This window comes from Tenacibaculum pacificus (genome assembly GCF_027941775.1).
Classification (GTDB): Bacteria; Bacteroidota; Bacteroidia; order Flavobacteriales; family Flavobacteriaceae; genus Polaribacter; species Polaribacter pacificus_A.
Window position 1 is genome coordinate 1,820,503 of sequence record NZ_CP115917.1, and the last position, 14,200, is coordinate 1,834,702.

General features: G+C 29.6%; 19 protein-coding genes. 4 read left to right on the top strand and 15 right to left on the bottom strand.

The features are described from left to right. Positions 1-174 precede the first annotated feature (174 nt). From PG913_RS08160 to PG913_RS08175, 4 genes are all read left to right on the top strand, one after another. Positions 175-1,626, top strand: a complete 1,452-nt coding sequence (locus PG913_RS08160) for a hypothetical protein (protein ID WP_271230304.1) — start codon at positions 175-177, stop codon at positions 1,624-1,626. Between the two features lie 207 nt (positions 1,627-1,833). Next, positions 1,834-2,226, top strand: coding sequence for a transposase (locus PG913_RS08165; RefSeq protein ID WP_271230305.1), 393 nt, complete (start codon positions 1,834-1,836; stop codon positions 2,224-2,226). Between the two features lie 14 nt (positions 2,227-2,240). Further along, a complete protein-coding gene (locus PG913_RS08170) occupies positions 2,241-3,089 on the top strand; it encodes an IS3 family transposase (protein ID WP_233885030.1) in 849 nt (282 codons plus the stop codon). Between the two features lie 63 nt (positions 3,090-3,152). Further along, entirely contained in the window at positions 3,153-3,659 is a 507-nt protein-coding gene (locus PG913_RS08175; protein WP_271230306.1) for a hypothetical protein, read from the top strand. A gap of 176 nt (positions 3,660-3,835) precedes the next feature. On the opposite strand, the gene PG913_RS08180 is transcribed toward PG913_RS08175, so the two are convergent. The 15 genes from PG913_RS08180 to PG913_RS08250 form a co-directional block, all read right to left on the bottom strand. Continuing rightward, positions 3,836-4,471 (bottom strand): thymidylate synthase, encoded by a 636-nt coding sequence (locus PG913_RS08180; protein WP_271230307.1) that lies wholly within the window; start codon positions 4,469-4,471, stop codon positions 3,836-3,838. Positions 4,472-4,476: 5 nt separating this feature from the next. Then, positions 4,477-5,316: a DNA adenine methylase gene (locus PG913_RS08185; RefSeq protein ID WP_271230308.1), complete on the bottom strand. Its 840-nt coding sequence runs from the start codon at positions 5,314-5,316 to the stop codon at positions 4,477-4,479. 184 nt (positions 5,317-5,500) lie between these two features. Continuing rightward, positions 5,501-6,205, bottom strand: a complete 705-nt coding sequence (locus PG913_RS08190; protein WP_271230309.1) for a collagen-like domain-containing protein — start codon at positions 6,203-6,205, stop codon at positions 5,501-5,503. Positions 6,206-6,210: 5 nt separating this feature from the next. Beyond that, a complete protein-coding gene (locus tag PG913_RS08195) occupies positions 6,211-6,486 on the bottom strand; it encodes a hypothetical protein (RefSeq protein ID WP_271230310.1) in 276 nt (91 codons plus the stop codon). 10 nt (positions 6,487-6,496) lie between these two features. Continuing rightward, positions 6,497-7,369 carry a hypothetical protein gene (locus tag PG913_RS08200; protein WP_271230311.1) on the bottom strand — a complete coding sequence of 291 codons (873 nt, stop codon included), beginning with the start codon at positions 7,367-7,369 and terminating at the stop codon, positions 6,497-6,499. Positions 7,370-7,371: 2 nt separating this feature from the next. Next, a complete protein-coding gene (locus PG913_RS08205) occupies positions 7,372-8,193 on the bottom strand; it encodes a phage baseplate protein (protein ID WP_271230312.1) in 822 nt (273 codons plus the stop codon). Continuing rightward, positions 8,193-8,657: a hypothetical protein gene (locus PG913_RS08210; protein WP_271230313.1), complete on the bottom strand. Its 465-nt coding sequence runs from the start codon at positions 8,655-8,657 to the stop codon at positions 8,193-8,195. The genes PG913_RS08205 and PG913_RS08210 overlap by 1 nt, the downstream gene beginning before the upstream one ends. Beyond that, positions 8,647-9,483 carry a nucleotidyltransferase gene (locus PG913_RS08215; RefSeq protein ID WP_271230314.1) on the bottom strand — a complete coding sequence of 279 codons (837 nt, stop codon included), beginning with the start codon at positions 9,481-9,483 and terminating at the stop codon, positions 8,647-8,649. Before PG913_RS08215 ends, PG913_RS08210 begins: the two co-directional genes overlap by 11 nt. Before the next feature lie 2 nt (positions 9,484-9,485). Then, positions 9,486-9,779, bottom strand: a complete 294-nt coding sequence (locus PG913_RS08220) for a hypothetical protein (protein WP_271230315.1) — start codon at positions 9,777-9,779, stop codon at positions 9,486-9,488. Between the two features lie 2 nt (positions 9,780-9,781). Continuing rightward, positions 9,782-10,117, bottom strand: coding sequence for a hypothetical protein (locus tag PG913_RS08225; protein WP_271230316.1), 336 nt, complete (start codon positions 10,115-10,117; stop codon positions 9,782-9,784). Between the two features lie 2 nt (positions 10,118-10,119). Beyond that, the gene (locus PG913_RS08230) at positions 10,120-10,323 is read right to left on the bottom strand and encodes a hypothetical protein (RefSeq protein ID WP_271230317.1); all 204 of its coding nucleotides are present in this window, start codon (positions 10,321-10,323) and stop codon (positions 10,120-10,122) included. Then, positions 10,324-10,818 (bottom strand): hypothetical protein, encoded by a 495-nt coding sequence (locus tag PG913_RS08235; protein ID WP_271230318.1) that lies wholly within the window; start codon positions 10,816-10,818, stop codon positions 10,324-10,326. It abuts the gene before it with no gap. 3 nt (positions 10,819-10,821) lie between these two features. After that, on the bottom strand, positions 10,822-11,796 hold the full coding sequence (locus PG913_RS08240; RefSeq protein ID WP_271230319.1) for a late control protein: 975 nt from the start codon (positions 11,794-11,796) through the stop codon (positions 10,822-10,824). Between the two features lie 3 nt (positions 11,797-11,799). After that, a complete protein-coding gene (locus PG913_RS08245) occupies positions 11,800-12,390 on the bottom strand; it encodes a DUF6046 domain-containing protein (RefSeq protein ID WP_271230320.1) in 591 nt (196 codons plus the stop codon). Continuing rightward, the gene (locus PG913_RS08250; protein ID WP_271230321.1) at positions 12,390-14,132 is read right to left on the bottom strand and encodes a tape measure protein; all 1,743 of its coding nucleotides are present in this window, start codon (positions 14,130-14,132) and stop codon (positions 12,390-12,392) included. The genes PG913_RS08245 and PG913_RS08250 overlap by 1 nt, the downstream gene beginning before the upstream one ends. Positions 14,133-14,200: the final 68 nt, after the last annotated feature.

Sequence of the window (14,200 nt, forward strand, 5' to 3'; positions counted from 1 at the left end):
AGTTCATTGCTTGTTGATTTTCTTGCAGAAAATCCTCGCGCATGTTAAAGTTCTCGTTTTTTAAACTATATTAGTGCTATGATTTCGCAACGAAACCATGCACAAAAACGTTGGCAACAATTAAAAAAACAAACAGTGAGAATGATTAGTTTAATCTTGTATAAATAGTGTGGCGTGACATATTTAGAAAAACTCATAAAAGAAGAAGGACCTATTTTATCAAGTGAATTGATTGAACACCTTATAAACAAAGAGAAAGGACTAACAAAAGAGGCTGCCAGAAAAAGATTAAGTCGTATAAAAAGTAACATCATTAGAGTTAAAGGATTGTTCGCTGACGGACAATTTTTGTTTCACGAAAAAGAAATATTTAATACTGTAGACTATTACACAGGTCTATATAATGCATTAAAAAAAGCAGGAAAACAATATTTCACAATCATACAATCCTTAGATTTCCATTATGGTCAATTAAAAACAGAACACCTACCTTCATACTCTATAAGTCCAGTTTTGGATTTAAAAGGTCACGTTACTTTTAGTTCAGTTTTAGAAAAGTTAATTTCTTTAAGATTAATAACAATTAAAGATGACTTTATTCTACTTTCAAATATTCCTGATAGTAATTTTAACTCAAAAAAAGCTAAAGGTTTAGATGTAGCTAAAAATTTCATTCTTATACAATTTAATGATTGGTCAAGAAAAATTGGATTGGTTTCCTATAATTCTTCGAAGTTTTATAGTGAATTTGGAAAATATCAATTTAATTTTGTTTCACCCTCATACATAGGAACTCTTCCGAAAAACAACAAAACGAATTTGATACCTGGATTTGTTGTTGCTGATATCCTAATAGGAAATACTGTAAATGAAAATCAAATAGAGTTTTTTTTAAACAAAATAAAGGCGATTAAATATCAAAAAAATATTTCAAATTTTATTCCTTTTTTAATAGTTGAATCTATTGATACAAAATCATTAAATAAATTAAAATCTCAAGGAGTTGTAATTGGTTTTGTAAACGAACTATTTGGAGATAATTATAAAGAACTTCTAAACTCATTAATCAATTTAGTTACAAATGCTGGAGCAATATTAAAGAAAAACCCAGAAGCATATTTAGATTTAATAAGCAAACTAAATAAACTTGTAGACGGAAAGACGAATAACCTTAGAGGAGATTTGTTTGAGTTGGCTGTAGGTTATTATCAAGGTAGGATTTGTAAATCTATTGACATAGGTAAAATAATCAACTATGAAGGATTACAAAGAGAAATCGATGTTTTTGGGTTTACCGAAAGTGAAATTTTTATATCAGAATGTAAAGGTTATAATCATAAAGTGTCTAAAGAAGAAGTTGAAATTTGGTTAAGTGAAAAAACAACTATAATTAGAAAATGGGTTTTAGATAATTATATGTTACGTGATAAAAACTTAACCTTTGAGTTTTGGTCTACAGGAGGTTTTACAGACGAAGCAATTGAATTTTTGACAAAAAAGAAGGAGAAAACTAAAAAATATAAAATTGATTTTTTTGACTTAAATGATATGCTAAATAAATCAAGAGAATTAAAATCAAAAAAATTCACAGAGATATTGAGAGAATATTATACTAAGGAGATATAAAAAACTGTTGCCAACACCGTATATAATTTATTACTGGCTTCTCGTCTACTTACGAAAGTCTTCGTGGACTTTCTTGGTCGGTAATTATTTATTAAATTAGTTGCTTAAAACACGCAACAAATAATATACAAAAACGTTACCCAACATTAACCACTCTGTAAAATCCTGAAATAGGTTGACTAAAATTTAAACACTTTTAGTTAAACTATGGACACAAAGACAAAACTACCCTGCCGAAAAAAGAACTACAATAAAGTAGGTTTTGAACTCAAATTATTCATCATTGACCAAATTCATAATGGACGTATTTCTGTTAATTACGCCGCTAAAAAATACGATATTTCTAGAGCTACAATTCAGTACTGGATCAAAAAATATAGTACTTTTGAACAAAAAAAATTAGGCGTGAGTAAACAAGATGAAATCAAAAAACTCAAAGAGAAAATTGAAGAACTAGAATTTGTAAAAGATTTTCAACAAGATATTATCGCTGATATGGAAATCATTACTGGTGTCGATATGTCAAAAAAGTCATTGCCCAAAACATTAGCAGAAGAGATTCAAAAAAAGAAGCAAAACCGTTTAAAAGAAAATGGTTAATTCAATGTTTTGGGATTAGTAAACAGGCCTTTTACAAACGATTAAAATCTTATCAAATAAAGCAAAATAACGAACTTATATTAACACAATTAGTCAAACAATGTCGTGATAGAATTGGTCAGAAATTAGGGGCTAAAAAACTATATCATCAATTAAAAATTGATATCGATAAAAAAGGAATAAAAATAGGGCGAGACAAGTTCTATAATTTCTTAAGAAGCCATAGATTACTAGTACCTAGAACAAAAAACTATCATATTACAACGAATTCTAAACATCATTTTTATAAGTATAAAAACCTTGTATCAAACAAAATCCCGACAAGAGCGGAACAACTTTGGGTAACAGATATTACCTATATAAAAACAGAAAAAGGTCATAATTATTTAGCTTTAGTAACAGATGCATATTCTAAGAAAATAATGGGGTATAAATTAGACACACATATGAGAACATCGCTTTGTATAGATGCACTCAAAATGGCTATCAAAAATCGAAAATATCCGAATGAAAAACTAATTCATCATTCAGATAGAGGACTACAATATTGCAATCCGACTTATACCCTATTTGCTGAAAAAAATGGTTTAATTATGAGTATGACTGAAAAATATGATCCATATGAAAATGCTATCGCTGAAAGAATTAATAGAACTTTAAAATATGAATATGGTTTGAAACTAACAATTAAAAACACTATTTTAGCAAAGAAAATTACAAAAAGTGCTATTAATATTTATAACAACCTTCGTCCACATTTAAGTCTCGATTTAAATACTCCTAAGAAGGTTCATATAAATCAAAATATCGAATATAAATCATATCGAAGAAATAAAAAAAATCTGGAATTATTAACCTTATAAATTCAAAAAAAAAGGTCAACCTATTTCAGGACAATACACTCAACTCAAAACTGAAAGAAAAAATTGAAAGCTGAATTTATTTATCAACCGACTTCTGGTCAATATGAAGAAAAAACTTTTGACCTAAATACAGTGAGGAAAAGTCAAATTTGGAGTTGGATAAAATTCACAACAAATAGCGGAATTGAATGGGTTGGAATGTTTCGAGGAGAACCTAAAAAAGTTGCAATTGCGGAAAAAATAAATCAGGTTGCAATTTTGACAAGTGACGGATTTTATATATTGGATATTGAGAAAAGAGAAACTCTATTTTTTGACCAACAAACTGAATTTAGAGATTTAGCGGAAATTCCAACTCAAGATAAATTTATTATTGCAGATTATGACCAAATTGGAATATTTGACAAAAATTATAAAACGGAATTTATAAATCTAGAATTTGGAATTGACAATATCGTATTTGGAAAATATAGCGGAATAAAATTAAAGGTAAACTTTGAGAAATTGCCTGATTATGAAATTATAAACGGATTTCTGAATACGGAAAATTGGAAAATTGAATCGGAATAAAAACGTTGGGTAACACCGTATATAATTTATTGCTAGTTATAGCCTACTTACGAAAATCCTTAGGGGATTTTCTATTCCGCTTTTATTTTATAATCGGCAAAACAAAAAGTACATAAATTTAAAACAAAAAGTACATTTTTGAGATAAAAAACACTAACTCATTACAAAATAGAAAACTATACATTTAAATTAAACCTTACTTGATCACCTCTTAACAACCTTTTCGTTTTTGTGATATTATTCTCATAGATATGTACATTAGGCAACATAAGGGTAATACTATCTAATTGAACATGTATTTTACGGCTTATAAGCCACAAATGATATATATCTGAAGGCAAACCTAAACTAGCATCCGAACTCCTCAAATACGCTGTTATATTTAACTTATCCTTATTTATTTGAAACTGTATCAAACTCACACATGGTTGTTGACTTGTTTCAACTTCATTTTCTCCTAAAAATAAAACGTAGTTTTTAGAACTCCTCAACTCCGAATTAATCTTCTCTATCAATTTAGGTAATTGAGCAATGTATTTTGGGTAAGAATTAACAAGATAAGAACCACAATAATCCCACCACGTTATTCCTACATCATTATATTCTTCAACACGGTCTACTCCCAATTCAAATAAATCCAATTCGTCACGAAGTTTTTTACGTGCAATTGTGTGCGACTCAAAAACATCTAGTAAGTCTCCTTTTGATAGTGTTATTTTTTCATTTAAAAGGTATTTTAATCGTCCTTTTTTATTCAACTGATATTCTCCTTCGTTGATTATTTTTTGTAATATCGTATGGTACTTGTTCATCTTTTCTAAGTTATTGTTGTTGTGTAACGCTTATGCAACATAATATCAGTATAACCAGTATTGTGAGTAGTGTTATTGTATCGATAAACAACTTCTGCCTGGTTAAATGGATTTTTACCTCCTGTATTTTTTTCAATCCACTCGCAAAGCTCTACTACGCTCGATTTGTTTGAGGTGAAATAAAAATAGTTAGTTTCATTTAGTACTTTTAAAACATCTAAATAATCGGCTAATTTCCAATAGTTTTTGTAGGTTGAGCAATCTGTTGAAAGGTATGGAGGATCTACTAAAAAAACCACATTAGGGATGTTTTTATAAAGGTTAAACAATTCTTTATAGTCATATCTTACAAACTCAACTTCCTTTAAATAATCTTTCGCAGAAAAATTACTTTTTCGTATCCTATTATAGAACCTTTGCTTTTTTAATTCCGCTAAACTTTGCACATAATTCATACTAAACAATAAACTACCTGACAAAGAAATATAATCAACAAACCCCTTTTTATCTTCAATTGAAATAACATCTATAATTTGCTTCTTAATAGCTTCAGGTATTGTTTTTTTTGCTGGTAAACCAACTACTAAACATCTAAGTTTTTCTAATATCTTATTTGTTGTTGAAATGGTATTTAAACGCTGTTTAAAATTGTCATAATCATTGTAAACAACTACTGCATTAGGGTTTTGCTGTTTTACAGTATGACTGAGCAAACCGCTACCTCCAAACAAATCTACATAAGTAGCATTTGAAGGGTATTTTTTTAATTCTTCTTTAAATTGTTTGATGAAGTTCCGTTTTTGACCCTGAAACGGTAAAGGAGCATTTACATAATTTTTACTCATTTATTATTTTTAATTTAATTAATATTCTTATTTTTGCTCCTCTCACAGTAATATTTTAAACAAGCAAAGCCCAATTAGAAGACTTATGTCCTCCAACTGGGCTTTGATGCTAAATTAAATTACTGTGAGAAGTTTTTAAATTGTTGGGGGACTTTTTTTACCCCCTTTAAAGTTTTACTTTTTATTATCCTCTTGGTCGTGTAGATGATTCTGGTCCTAAATTATTCATATCACTACCTGTAAAACGAATCCAACTTGAATTACCATTTCTAACATACATATAAAATTGATTTGAAGATGAAGAAATATCACCTCCTAAATCTATAATAATACTTCCAATAGGATATAAAGCTAAAGGAAACTGTGAGTTAAGAGAGATGTTATTATTTGTTCTTGAATCAACGACAGTAGAATAAGCATAACCAGGGTCACCTTTATCACCTTTTGGTCCTCTTTCTCCAGAACGACCAGGTTCTCCCATATATCCTTTTTCACCTTGTTGACCAGGCATCCCTATTTCACCTCTTGGTCCAGGATCTCCTTTTGGTCCTCTTTCTCCAGAAGAACCAGGCATCCCCGTTTCACCTATTGGTCCAGGATCTCCTTTTGGTCCTCTTTCTCCAGAAGGACCAGGCATCCCCGTTTCACCTCTTGGTCCAGGATCTCCTTTTGGTCCTCTTTCTCCAGAACGACCAGATTCTCCCATATCTCCTTTTTCACCTTGTTGACCAGGCATTCCCATTTCACCTATTGGTCCAGGATCTCCTTTTTCACCTTTAGGCAAATCCTCCGCTTGTTTTCCTATAACATTTCCTTTTGAGTCTGTTCCTAAAAACGCTGCATTTTTAAGATCTTTTACTTGTAATTGATCTACAACTTGTTTTTGCATTTTTTTTATTTTAAAGTTAAAATTTCGGCTACAGTATCAATATTAACAGATACCACTAAACATTTAGTTTTTAAGTTTACTAAAACAGTACTATCCTCCTCTTTTATGTTACCTGAAGTAATTTCTTTAAATTCTTCAACCACACTAATTTTGAAAGACAAACCTTTATCTTTAAAACTAATTGACTTAATTGTTTCATCGTTTACCAAAGGCAAATAAAAAGGTTCATTTGCTTTTAAATTAACTGCTGTAAATTCAGTAATTGCAATTCTCTTTTTCATATATTTAAATTTAAATGTTTTTAAAAATTATTTTAATCCTAACATCTTTTGTGCTTTTTAGCCACACTTCTTTAACTTCTTGGTTCATTAATATTACTGAATCATTATTACCTCCTGTTAGTTCTCCCAAATAACCTTCTTCTGAAAAATAGGAATCCATAGAAACTTCTATTGTTGATAATAATGCTATTTCAATAATTTCAATGCCATAAAAACTTACATTTAGTGGTACAATTATTTTTTTAGCTGTTGCCTCTAACAACTGTATTGACTCAGTTTTTATATAATTTAATAATACTTTTCTCTTATAATAGAACAAAAAAGTATCTACATTATTTAAATCTATACTAGCTGTTAAATCTTCTGATATCAATTCGTAATAAGAAAAATCTTCGTTTATTTTTAATTGATAATTTGAAACTTCAAGACTATAAATAACATTAGCCTCTATATTAGTAGCTCTTAAAAAAAGCATACAGTTAGCTAAACTATATTTTGAATTTGTTCTTTTAATTAAATACTTTTTTCCTGATACCGTAATTACGAATGTAAATTCATTAAAAGTAAATTCAGATAACATGACATCCTCTAAATCATCTGAAAAATTTAAAAGAACTGATAATTCATGCTTAAAAATAGTTGTATTTAAAGCTTCTAAATCATTTTTATCCCGAATTGTAACATACCTTTCTAAATCCTGTAAATGTGAATTAAACGCTTGTTTATCTGCTTTAGCAATTAACAAGTTATTTAAACCTTCTACTAGGTTAGCAGGTATATTTTCATCTTTCCAGCGTATAGCATCAAAAAAACTATAAAACTGCTGTTGGGTTGGTTTTAAACCTGTTTTAAACCAATTTTTAACGGTATCTTTAAATGCCATAATTATCCTATAAATTGAATTGGTAATGCCACAATGTATGGCGGTAAATTATTGTGTGGTTTATCATTTCCTTCATTATCTGTTGTAAAACGATGTTGATGAAGCCCTTCTGAACTTGTTGCCTCTTTTTTAGTAGTACCCCAATGTCCCATTACACCTCCTGATACCCAAGTAGAATTACCTCCAAATAAAAGTCTATTATACTCATGGCTATGACCACCTGCCGAATTTGTTCGTCCTTCATGACGGTGACTAGGCATTTCTGCCTCAGTTAATTGATGTGTTTTTTCGCCCCCTTTTTTTCCAACAGTATCAAATTCCTCTTGAGTGGCATCATATCCAACAAGCATTCGTCCTAAAATATTATCTGTACCGTTTTCTCCATTTGCGATATACCAACCTCTTTGTAATTCTGCTTGAGTTACATTTCTACCAACGTATTTTATTTCTTTAAAAATTGGCTGATTTATATAAAATCGTTTAAAATCACTCCAAGGAATTGAATTTACTGAAACTCCAAAAGTTACATAACGAGTATAATAAACTCCTTTTTCTGTTTGGTCTTCAAAAAATACTTTTGTTTCTTCTTGAATAATTACAACGGTATCTTGTTTTATCCCTCCACGAAATTCTAACAATTCGCCATCTAAATAAATAAAACCGTTTGTTATTTGGTTTCCAATAACTTCACATCCGCTGATAATTGTTTTATTACCTGCCAATGCTCCAAAAGCATTAAAAATACTATAGGCTTTTTGTACTTCAGTTAGCGTGTTTGTTTCTAAAGGAAAACCTCCTATTTGTTGAAAATTAATAGTATTCATTATGTTGCTATTATTTTATATTTTTTTGTTCCTTTTTTGAATATTTCAATCCACTTTTCAAGCTCTATTTTTCTTGATTTTACAATACTATCTGGTATATAAACAATAAAATCAATTCCTGTATCGGCATAATCCGTTTTATCTCGTAAAAAAAATTTACCTAAAAAAACAGGTTTTTGTTCTGCTCTTGTATAAATATATTGCCGTTTAAATTGATTGCCATCACCAATTTGTATGCGCCTTAAATCAGCGTCAAACAAATCATTTAAAGCTTTTCTTAAATAACATATTTGCCCATTATGATTTAAAATAAATTCGTCTAATGCTCTACGTTGTAAAAACTCATAATGTAAATCAACAATAGGTGTAACAAGTGTTTTTATAAAAGCAAGCATTTTTGCTTTTCGATTACGAGTAGGAAGTAATAAAACTGCCCATTTATAAAAATCAATATTATACCACATAACTAATGTTATCAAAATTTTCAATTTCAAAATAGCCACTTACAGGAATATGTTTTACTTCAATTAAAGAAGCTATTCCATGTTTACCTAAAATAGGATCTAATGAACTACTTTTTACTTCAACCAAATGTGCTACTTCAACACCTTCAACCAGCTGTAATTTATCAACCAAACTTTGTAATACCATTTGACCATTAAAAGGCAATTCCTTCATAAATTCTTGCAAGGCATCTTCAACTGGTTTATTACCTTTTTGCTTGGATATTCCATTAACTTCTAAAACCAAAGGATTTATGTGAATTTTTATATTTAAAAATAATTTATCGGCTAAATGATTAATAATTGTTATTCTATCACCTGCAAAAGCTATTTCTTTAAAATATTGTTTTATTGATATTTCTGCTTCAGGTGATAAAGTAGCTAGCTTATTATCCGTTTCAGTCGCTACTTTTATAACTATTGTTCCTGGTTTATCTCCTTCGTTTACGGCAGCGTATTTTATTAATTTTGATGCTTCTATTTCTTCAGATGTTGCTAATTCATTTTGAAACTTATCTGTATCAGCAATTAAATGAAATCCATATTGAAAAGCCAATGCCATACTCCTGTACCAAGGCAACGTACCCGCTTTTTGATTTGCCAAACGATGGTTTACATATTTACGATGTTCACTAAAATAAGTTCGTAAATCTTGGCTACAGAAAGCAACAATGAAAAGCAGTAAATTCCAAATAGAGACTTTGCTTGTACTATTTAAATCGGCTAAAGCTGTTTCTTTTTCTTTAACCGCTATCATGTTATTTTTTATATCTTGTACTGTACTCATTTTTAGCTTACTTTAAAATCTATTCCTATTGCCCAACAACCTATTCCTTCACATCCTATAATTGCGTCAATGTTCGTTTGTGTTAATGCCGTAGCGGGTATAATTTCGTTATTGTTATAATATTGATATATATCCTGATCTTTAATTAATTTTAACGGAATTAAAATACAACTACCTTCTACTAAACTATTAGAAGGATTTAAATTATTTGCTTTAGCTATTAACAATGCAGAAAGCGGTGTTCCTGTTGTTTGTATGGCTATATCTAATAAAGTTTGATTATCTAATACTTGCATCACTAACTATTTTCTTCAAATTTTTTCAACAAATTATTATACTTAGTTTGCAACCTACTATATTTACCTTGCCATGATTTTTCAATATTATCTAACTTTTTTAGCCACTCTTCATTTTGAAGTGTTTGCTTAGTTTTTAATATTTTTATTTCTTCTCTTAGTAAATCCATTCTTTTATCAGCATCAACTACCATATCTCTATATACGGCTTGTATTTTTGCTGTTAAATCGGCATCTTCTACTTTTTTTTGCACTTTTGATTTACCTAACCATCCCAAAACTAAAGAGACTAATCCAATAGCTAATTCATTAAAATAAGGCTGTAATGATGAAAACATATTTATATTATTTTTCCGTTAGTTAATGGTCCTCCACTTGGTGGACAAACCCCTGTTACTATTGCCGTTTTTAATTCACTTATTATAGCCTTTGATAAACTAGTTGCAAATTTTTCTTTTGAAACCTCTGCACTTGATTTTTCTAATGCACATTTGGTTATAACTGTTTTAATTTTAGCTGTTAATCTTTCTTCATTTAATGCCATTTAAATATCTTTTAAAAGGTTTTCAAACTTTGATTCTAGGCTTACAAAATCATTTACATTAATCAAATTAATGGTTGGTCCCATATTGGTTGTAAACTTCATTTGTTGTATTGCCCGTAATAAATCTATTATCAAACTACGTAATGATTCGTTCTGCTTTTTAAAATTAAAACCTGTAGCGTCCATACTTAAAGTACAATCAGCTACTTTAAACTGTAAATGCTCTACCTCAGCACATGTAACAATATATAGTTGATGTATATCTTCTTCAATAGGTGCTACCAACACCTTACTTTTTATTTTAGGATATATAAAAAACCTATCTTCAGTACTATTAATAACACTTCCTAAACGTGCAACGTAGTTTAACTCTCCATCAGTAATTTCACAAGTTCCTTTTTCTTTATCTACAGATATTACTTCTGCTAAAAAAACAGGTACATCTCTATCATTAAACTTCTCTAATGCACGACTTAATTCTGTTTCAAACCCCATAAATTAGCCATTTAGCCTTTTACCTATTGTTACTACCCTATTTGCTCCATCTGTTCCAAAAGAAGTAACCACTTTCTTAATAAAATAACTACCTTCTCTATTTAAATGCTCTTGATCTAATAGTGTTGCTTTCATTCCTCTGGTTGCATACGGAATTAAAAAAGTTTTTACTGTTCCTTCAAAACCATTATACTTTAATTTCTCTATTTCTGTTTGTGCTAATTTTTCTAACACTTTAATATCTGAAACTACCGAGGTTCTATAACATCTTAACTCTCCTCCTGTATCTCCAAATTCAACTTCCTTTTTAACACCTTTGGAATTTATATAAGTGTAGCGGACTCGTATTTTTCTTTCTTCTTTCGACTTAAACTCTAGGTTATTTTCAATTAAATTATAATTCAAATCATAAATTACCTCATCATTAATATTAGTAAACTGAGCTAATCCACAATACAACTCATTCCTATCATTTATAAATGCGGTTAATCGTAAATTCTTTTTTAGATGCTGTAAAACTTGTGTTCCATTAGCATTTCTAATAATGTAATTATCTAAAGGAATATCAGGAATATTTTCTGCTACTTTTATAGTAGTTCCTTTCACTATTTCTGTTAGAACCTCTTTTAAATTAGTATTAGTATTCCATGCTTTCGTTATTGTTTTTCTACGCAACAACCACATTTCATCTTCACAATGAATTTCTAATGGTATAGTCGGTTTAATTTTACGTACATACCCTACAAACTCTGTAGCACGATACTTGTTTTCATAACCTATAGTTATAGCTACCTTATCACCTATTTTAATAGCTTCTTCAGTATATTTTAACTCACCATTTTGTCTAATTTTAAATGATGTTGGTAATTTTAAAACTGCTGTATCTACAATTTCATTTACAGATTTAACATATGATACTTCATGTATCGTTTTAAAAACATAAGCTCCTATTTTTACACTTCCATCTAAAACAAACATAATTTATGAGTTTAAAAAATTGTTTTTCTCTGTTACATCTGCGTAAAAATCCTGATCACTAACAGCTCTAATCACATACTTTTGTAAATTAGGTTGCCCTTGCATTTCATCTAATAAAATTTCTTTTAACACAATTTTTCGTATTTGAAACAACTCTAAAAAGGGATTATTAACTACCTCTAAAGCATCATTAACAGCAAACATATCATTAAGTTCTTTTACCTGATCTGTAGGATAGCTATCATAATCTTCTGTGTTTACACAAACACCTCGTATCGTTAATTGATAATCTTCTGTATTAATATATTCTTTTACTGTTCCTTTTCGATACTTTCCAACAGTAGCTGTTTCTACAATTGTTTTTACTAGGCTAACAGCGATTAATGGCTCATTAGGAAAAGTAAATTGCTGTTTTCCATATTTTAGTTTTAATGTAAAAAAATATTTATTTCCTAATAACTGGCTACCAAAAACGTTTTTTAAACTTGGAAGTACCATTGCTTTTTTATTATTTTCAAACCACTTAGTAAATACAGGTCCTATATAATCAAAATGTGCTCGTGCCACTAATTCTTTAAAATTAAATTCAGCCATTAACTTGTTTGCATTTGGTTAACACTATTTATTGCACGTAATAATTGTTCTTGTATTTTTTCACCTAAATTTTCAATCCCTTTTTCGGCACTGCTAACATAAATTTTAGTATCATCTTGTAACTTTTGAATAGTTATATTTATGTGAGTTTGCTTAGATCCTCCTGAAACGATACTATCGGCTTTTCTTTTTTTATTGTTTTTTTTGTCAAGCTCTTTTTTATTTTTCAGTAAACTATCAAAAACTGAAGACGGTTTTTTTCCTAAAATAGATTTGTCTTTATTTTTACCTACGGCTTCTTTTAAAGCTATTTTCGGGCTATCAATTTTTAAGGCATCTTTATATCCTTTACTAAATGATTCTGCTGCTATTAAACCATCCTTTACAAATTGTTTTTTAGCATCACTATCAAACAAATTTTTAGTAGCATTTTTACCATGTTTTATTGCATCTTCCCAATCTCCTTTAATAAACGACCACAATGCTCTACCTAAACCTGTAATACCTAATAATAATTCTTTAAAACGATTAATAACATAGGTTTTTATAGCAAGACCTAAACCTTTCATAACCTCCCAAATACCCATTATTCCACCACGTAACCAGTCTATTTTATTCCACAATAAAACAACAGCTCCAACTAACAGTCCTATTCCTATTATAACTAATGATATTGGGTTCATTGACATTATAAAATTCAAAATACTAATTGCTGTAGACAAGCCTCCTGTTGCTAAAGTTGCCAGCCATACCTTAGCGTTATAAATTGCAAAGGTTATTGAGAAAGCTATAAAGCTTGCGTTAGCAATTAAATAATTAACTCCTAATGCTACTACAACAGCCGAAAATGTAATTAATAAAGGAGTAGCTTTACTTATCCAGTTTATTAAATCTGTTATTGCTTTACCAAATGGCAAAATATTTTCTACAACAGTAATACCAATATCTATTAAAGGGCTAACCCATAAAGCAAATTTCTCACCTACAATAGCAACTACGTGTGATAATTTCCCCATAAATGTACTCCATTTACCACCTGCTGATTCAGCCATTTTTTCTGTCATTCCATAATAACGTCCCCCTTCTGAAGTAGCTAAACGAAATGCCTCTTCTACCATACCAGCACTAATAGCTCCTTTTTCCATTTGTTTTTTTAAAACCCCCATGGATAAACCTGTATTCTCTGATATTATTTGAAGAGGATTAAATCCTTGGTTAATTAGTTGTAATAAATCTTGCCCCATTAAACGACCTGTAGCCATTATTTGAGAATATGCTAATGAAATACTTCCTAACTTTTGCTCATTACCCATGGCAACATCTCCTAGCATTTTCATATTACCCATTATTTTTTCTTGAGTAATACCAAAACCAAGCATAATTTCAGATGCCTTTATAATACCACCATTTGAAAAAGGTGTTACATTAGCATATTCATTAAGTTCCTTAAGCATTGCAGTACCTTTTGCCACACTACCTAATAATACTTCAAACTTTACTTTTGTTTGTTCTAACTCAACACCTTTAAAAAATAAACCAGAAGCAGCTGTTAAAACACCAAAACCTAAAGCTAATCGACTTAAAGCACTTTTTAAAGTACTCCCTAAAAAACTACTTACCGATGTTGCTCTTTTTTCAACTCCATGTAAACCTCTATTAGTAACCCCAGCACTTGCAGCAATATTTCGCAAGCTAGAACTAGCATAATCTCTTAATCTAACTAAGTACTCGTAGGCGTTCATTTTAAGTTTTTTGAGATGATTCTTTTTCTTGTATTCTTATAAAATGGAGATTGAGTAATTTTTCAGCC

What these genes read in the sequence shown, in the direction of transcription:
- PG913_RS08195 (WP_271230310.1), bottom strand. Translation starts at nt 6,486, where the DNA reads ATGAAAAAGAGAATTGCAATTACTGAATTTACAGCAGTTAATTTAAAA.
- PG913_RS08185 (WP_271230308.1), bottom strand. Translation starts at nt 5,316, where the DNA reads ATGAGTAAAAATTATGTAAATGCTCCTTTACCGTTTCAGGGTCAAAAA.
- PG913_RS08235 (WP_271230318.1), bottom strand. Translation starts at nt 10,818, where the DNA reads ATGGGGTTTGAAACAGAATTAAGTCGTGCATTAGAGAAGTTTAATGAT.
- PG913_RS08220 (WP_271230315.1), bottom strand. Translation starts at nt 9,779, where the DNA reads ATGCAAGTATTAGATAATCAAACTTTATTAGATATAGCCATACAAACA.
- PG913_RS08210 (WP_271230313.1), bottom strand. Translation starts at nt 8,657, where the DNA reads ATGTGGTATAATATTGATTTTTATAAATGGGCAGTTTTATTACTTCCT.
- PG913_RS08190 (WP_271230309.1), bottom strand. Translation starts at nt 6,205, where the DNA reads ATGCAAAAACAAGTTGTAGATCAATTACAAGTAAAAGATCTTAAAAAT.
- PG913_RS08200 (WP_271230311.1), bottom strand. Translation starts at nt 7,369, where the DNA reads ATGGCATTTAAAGATACCGTTAAAAATTGGTTTAAAACAGGTTTAAAA.
- PG913_RS08225 (WP_271230316.1), bottom strand. Translation starts at nt 10,117, where the DNA reads ATGTTTTCATCATTACAGCCTTATTTTAATGAATTAGCTATTGGATTA.
- PG913_RS08250 (WP_271230321.1), bottom strand. Translation starts at nt 14,132, where the DNA reads ATGAACGCCTACGAGTACTTAGTTAGATTAAGAGATTATGCTAGTTCT.
- PG913_RS08230 (WP_271230317.1), bottom strand. Translation starts at nt 10,323, where the DNA reads ATGGCATTAAATGAAGAAAGATTAACAGCTAAAATTAAAACAGTTATA.
- PG913_RS08245 (WP_271230320.1), bottom strand. Translation starts at nt 12,390, where the DNA reads ATGGCTGAATTTAATTTTAAAGAATTAGTGGCACGAGCACATTTTGAT.
- PG913_RS08205 (WP_271230312.1), bottom strand. Translation starts at nt 8,193, where the DNA reads ATGAATACTATTAATTTTCAACAAATAGGAGGTTTTCCTTTAGAAACA.
- PG913_RS08165 (WP_271230305.1), top strand. Translation starts at nt 1,834, where the DNA reads ATGGACACAAAGACAAAACTACCCTGCCGAAAAAAGAACTACAATAAA.
- PG913_RS08215 (WP_271230314.1), bottom strand. Translation starts at nt 9,483, where the DNA reads ATGAGTACAGTACAAGATATAAAAAATAACATGATAGCGGTTAAAGAA.
- PG913_RS08240 (WP_271230319.1), bottom strand. Translation starts at nt 11,796, where the DNA reads ATGTTTGTTTTAGATGGAAGTGTAAAAATAGGAGCTTATGTTTTTAAA.
- PG913_RS08180 (WP_271230307.1), bottom strand. Translation starts at nt 4,471, where the DNA reads ATGAACAAGTACCATACGATATTACAAAAAATAATCAACGAAGGAGAA.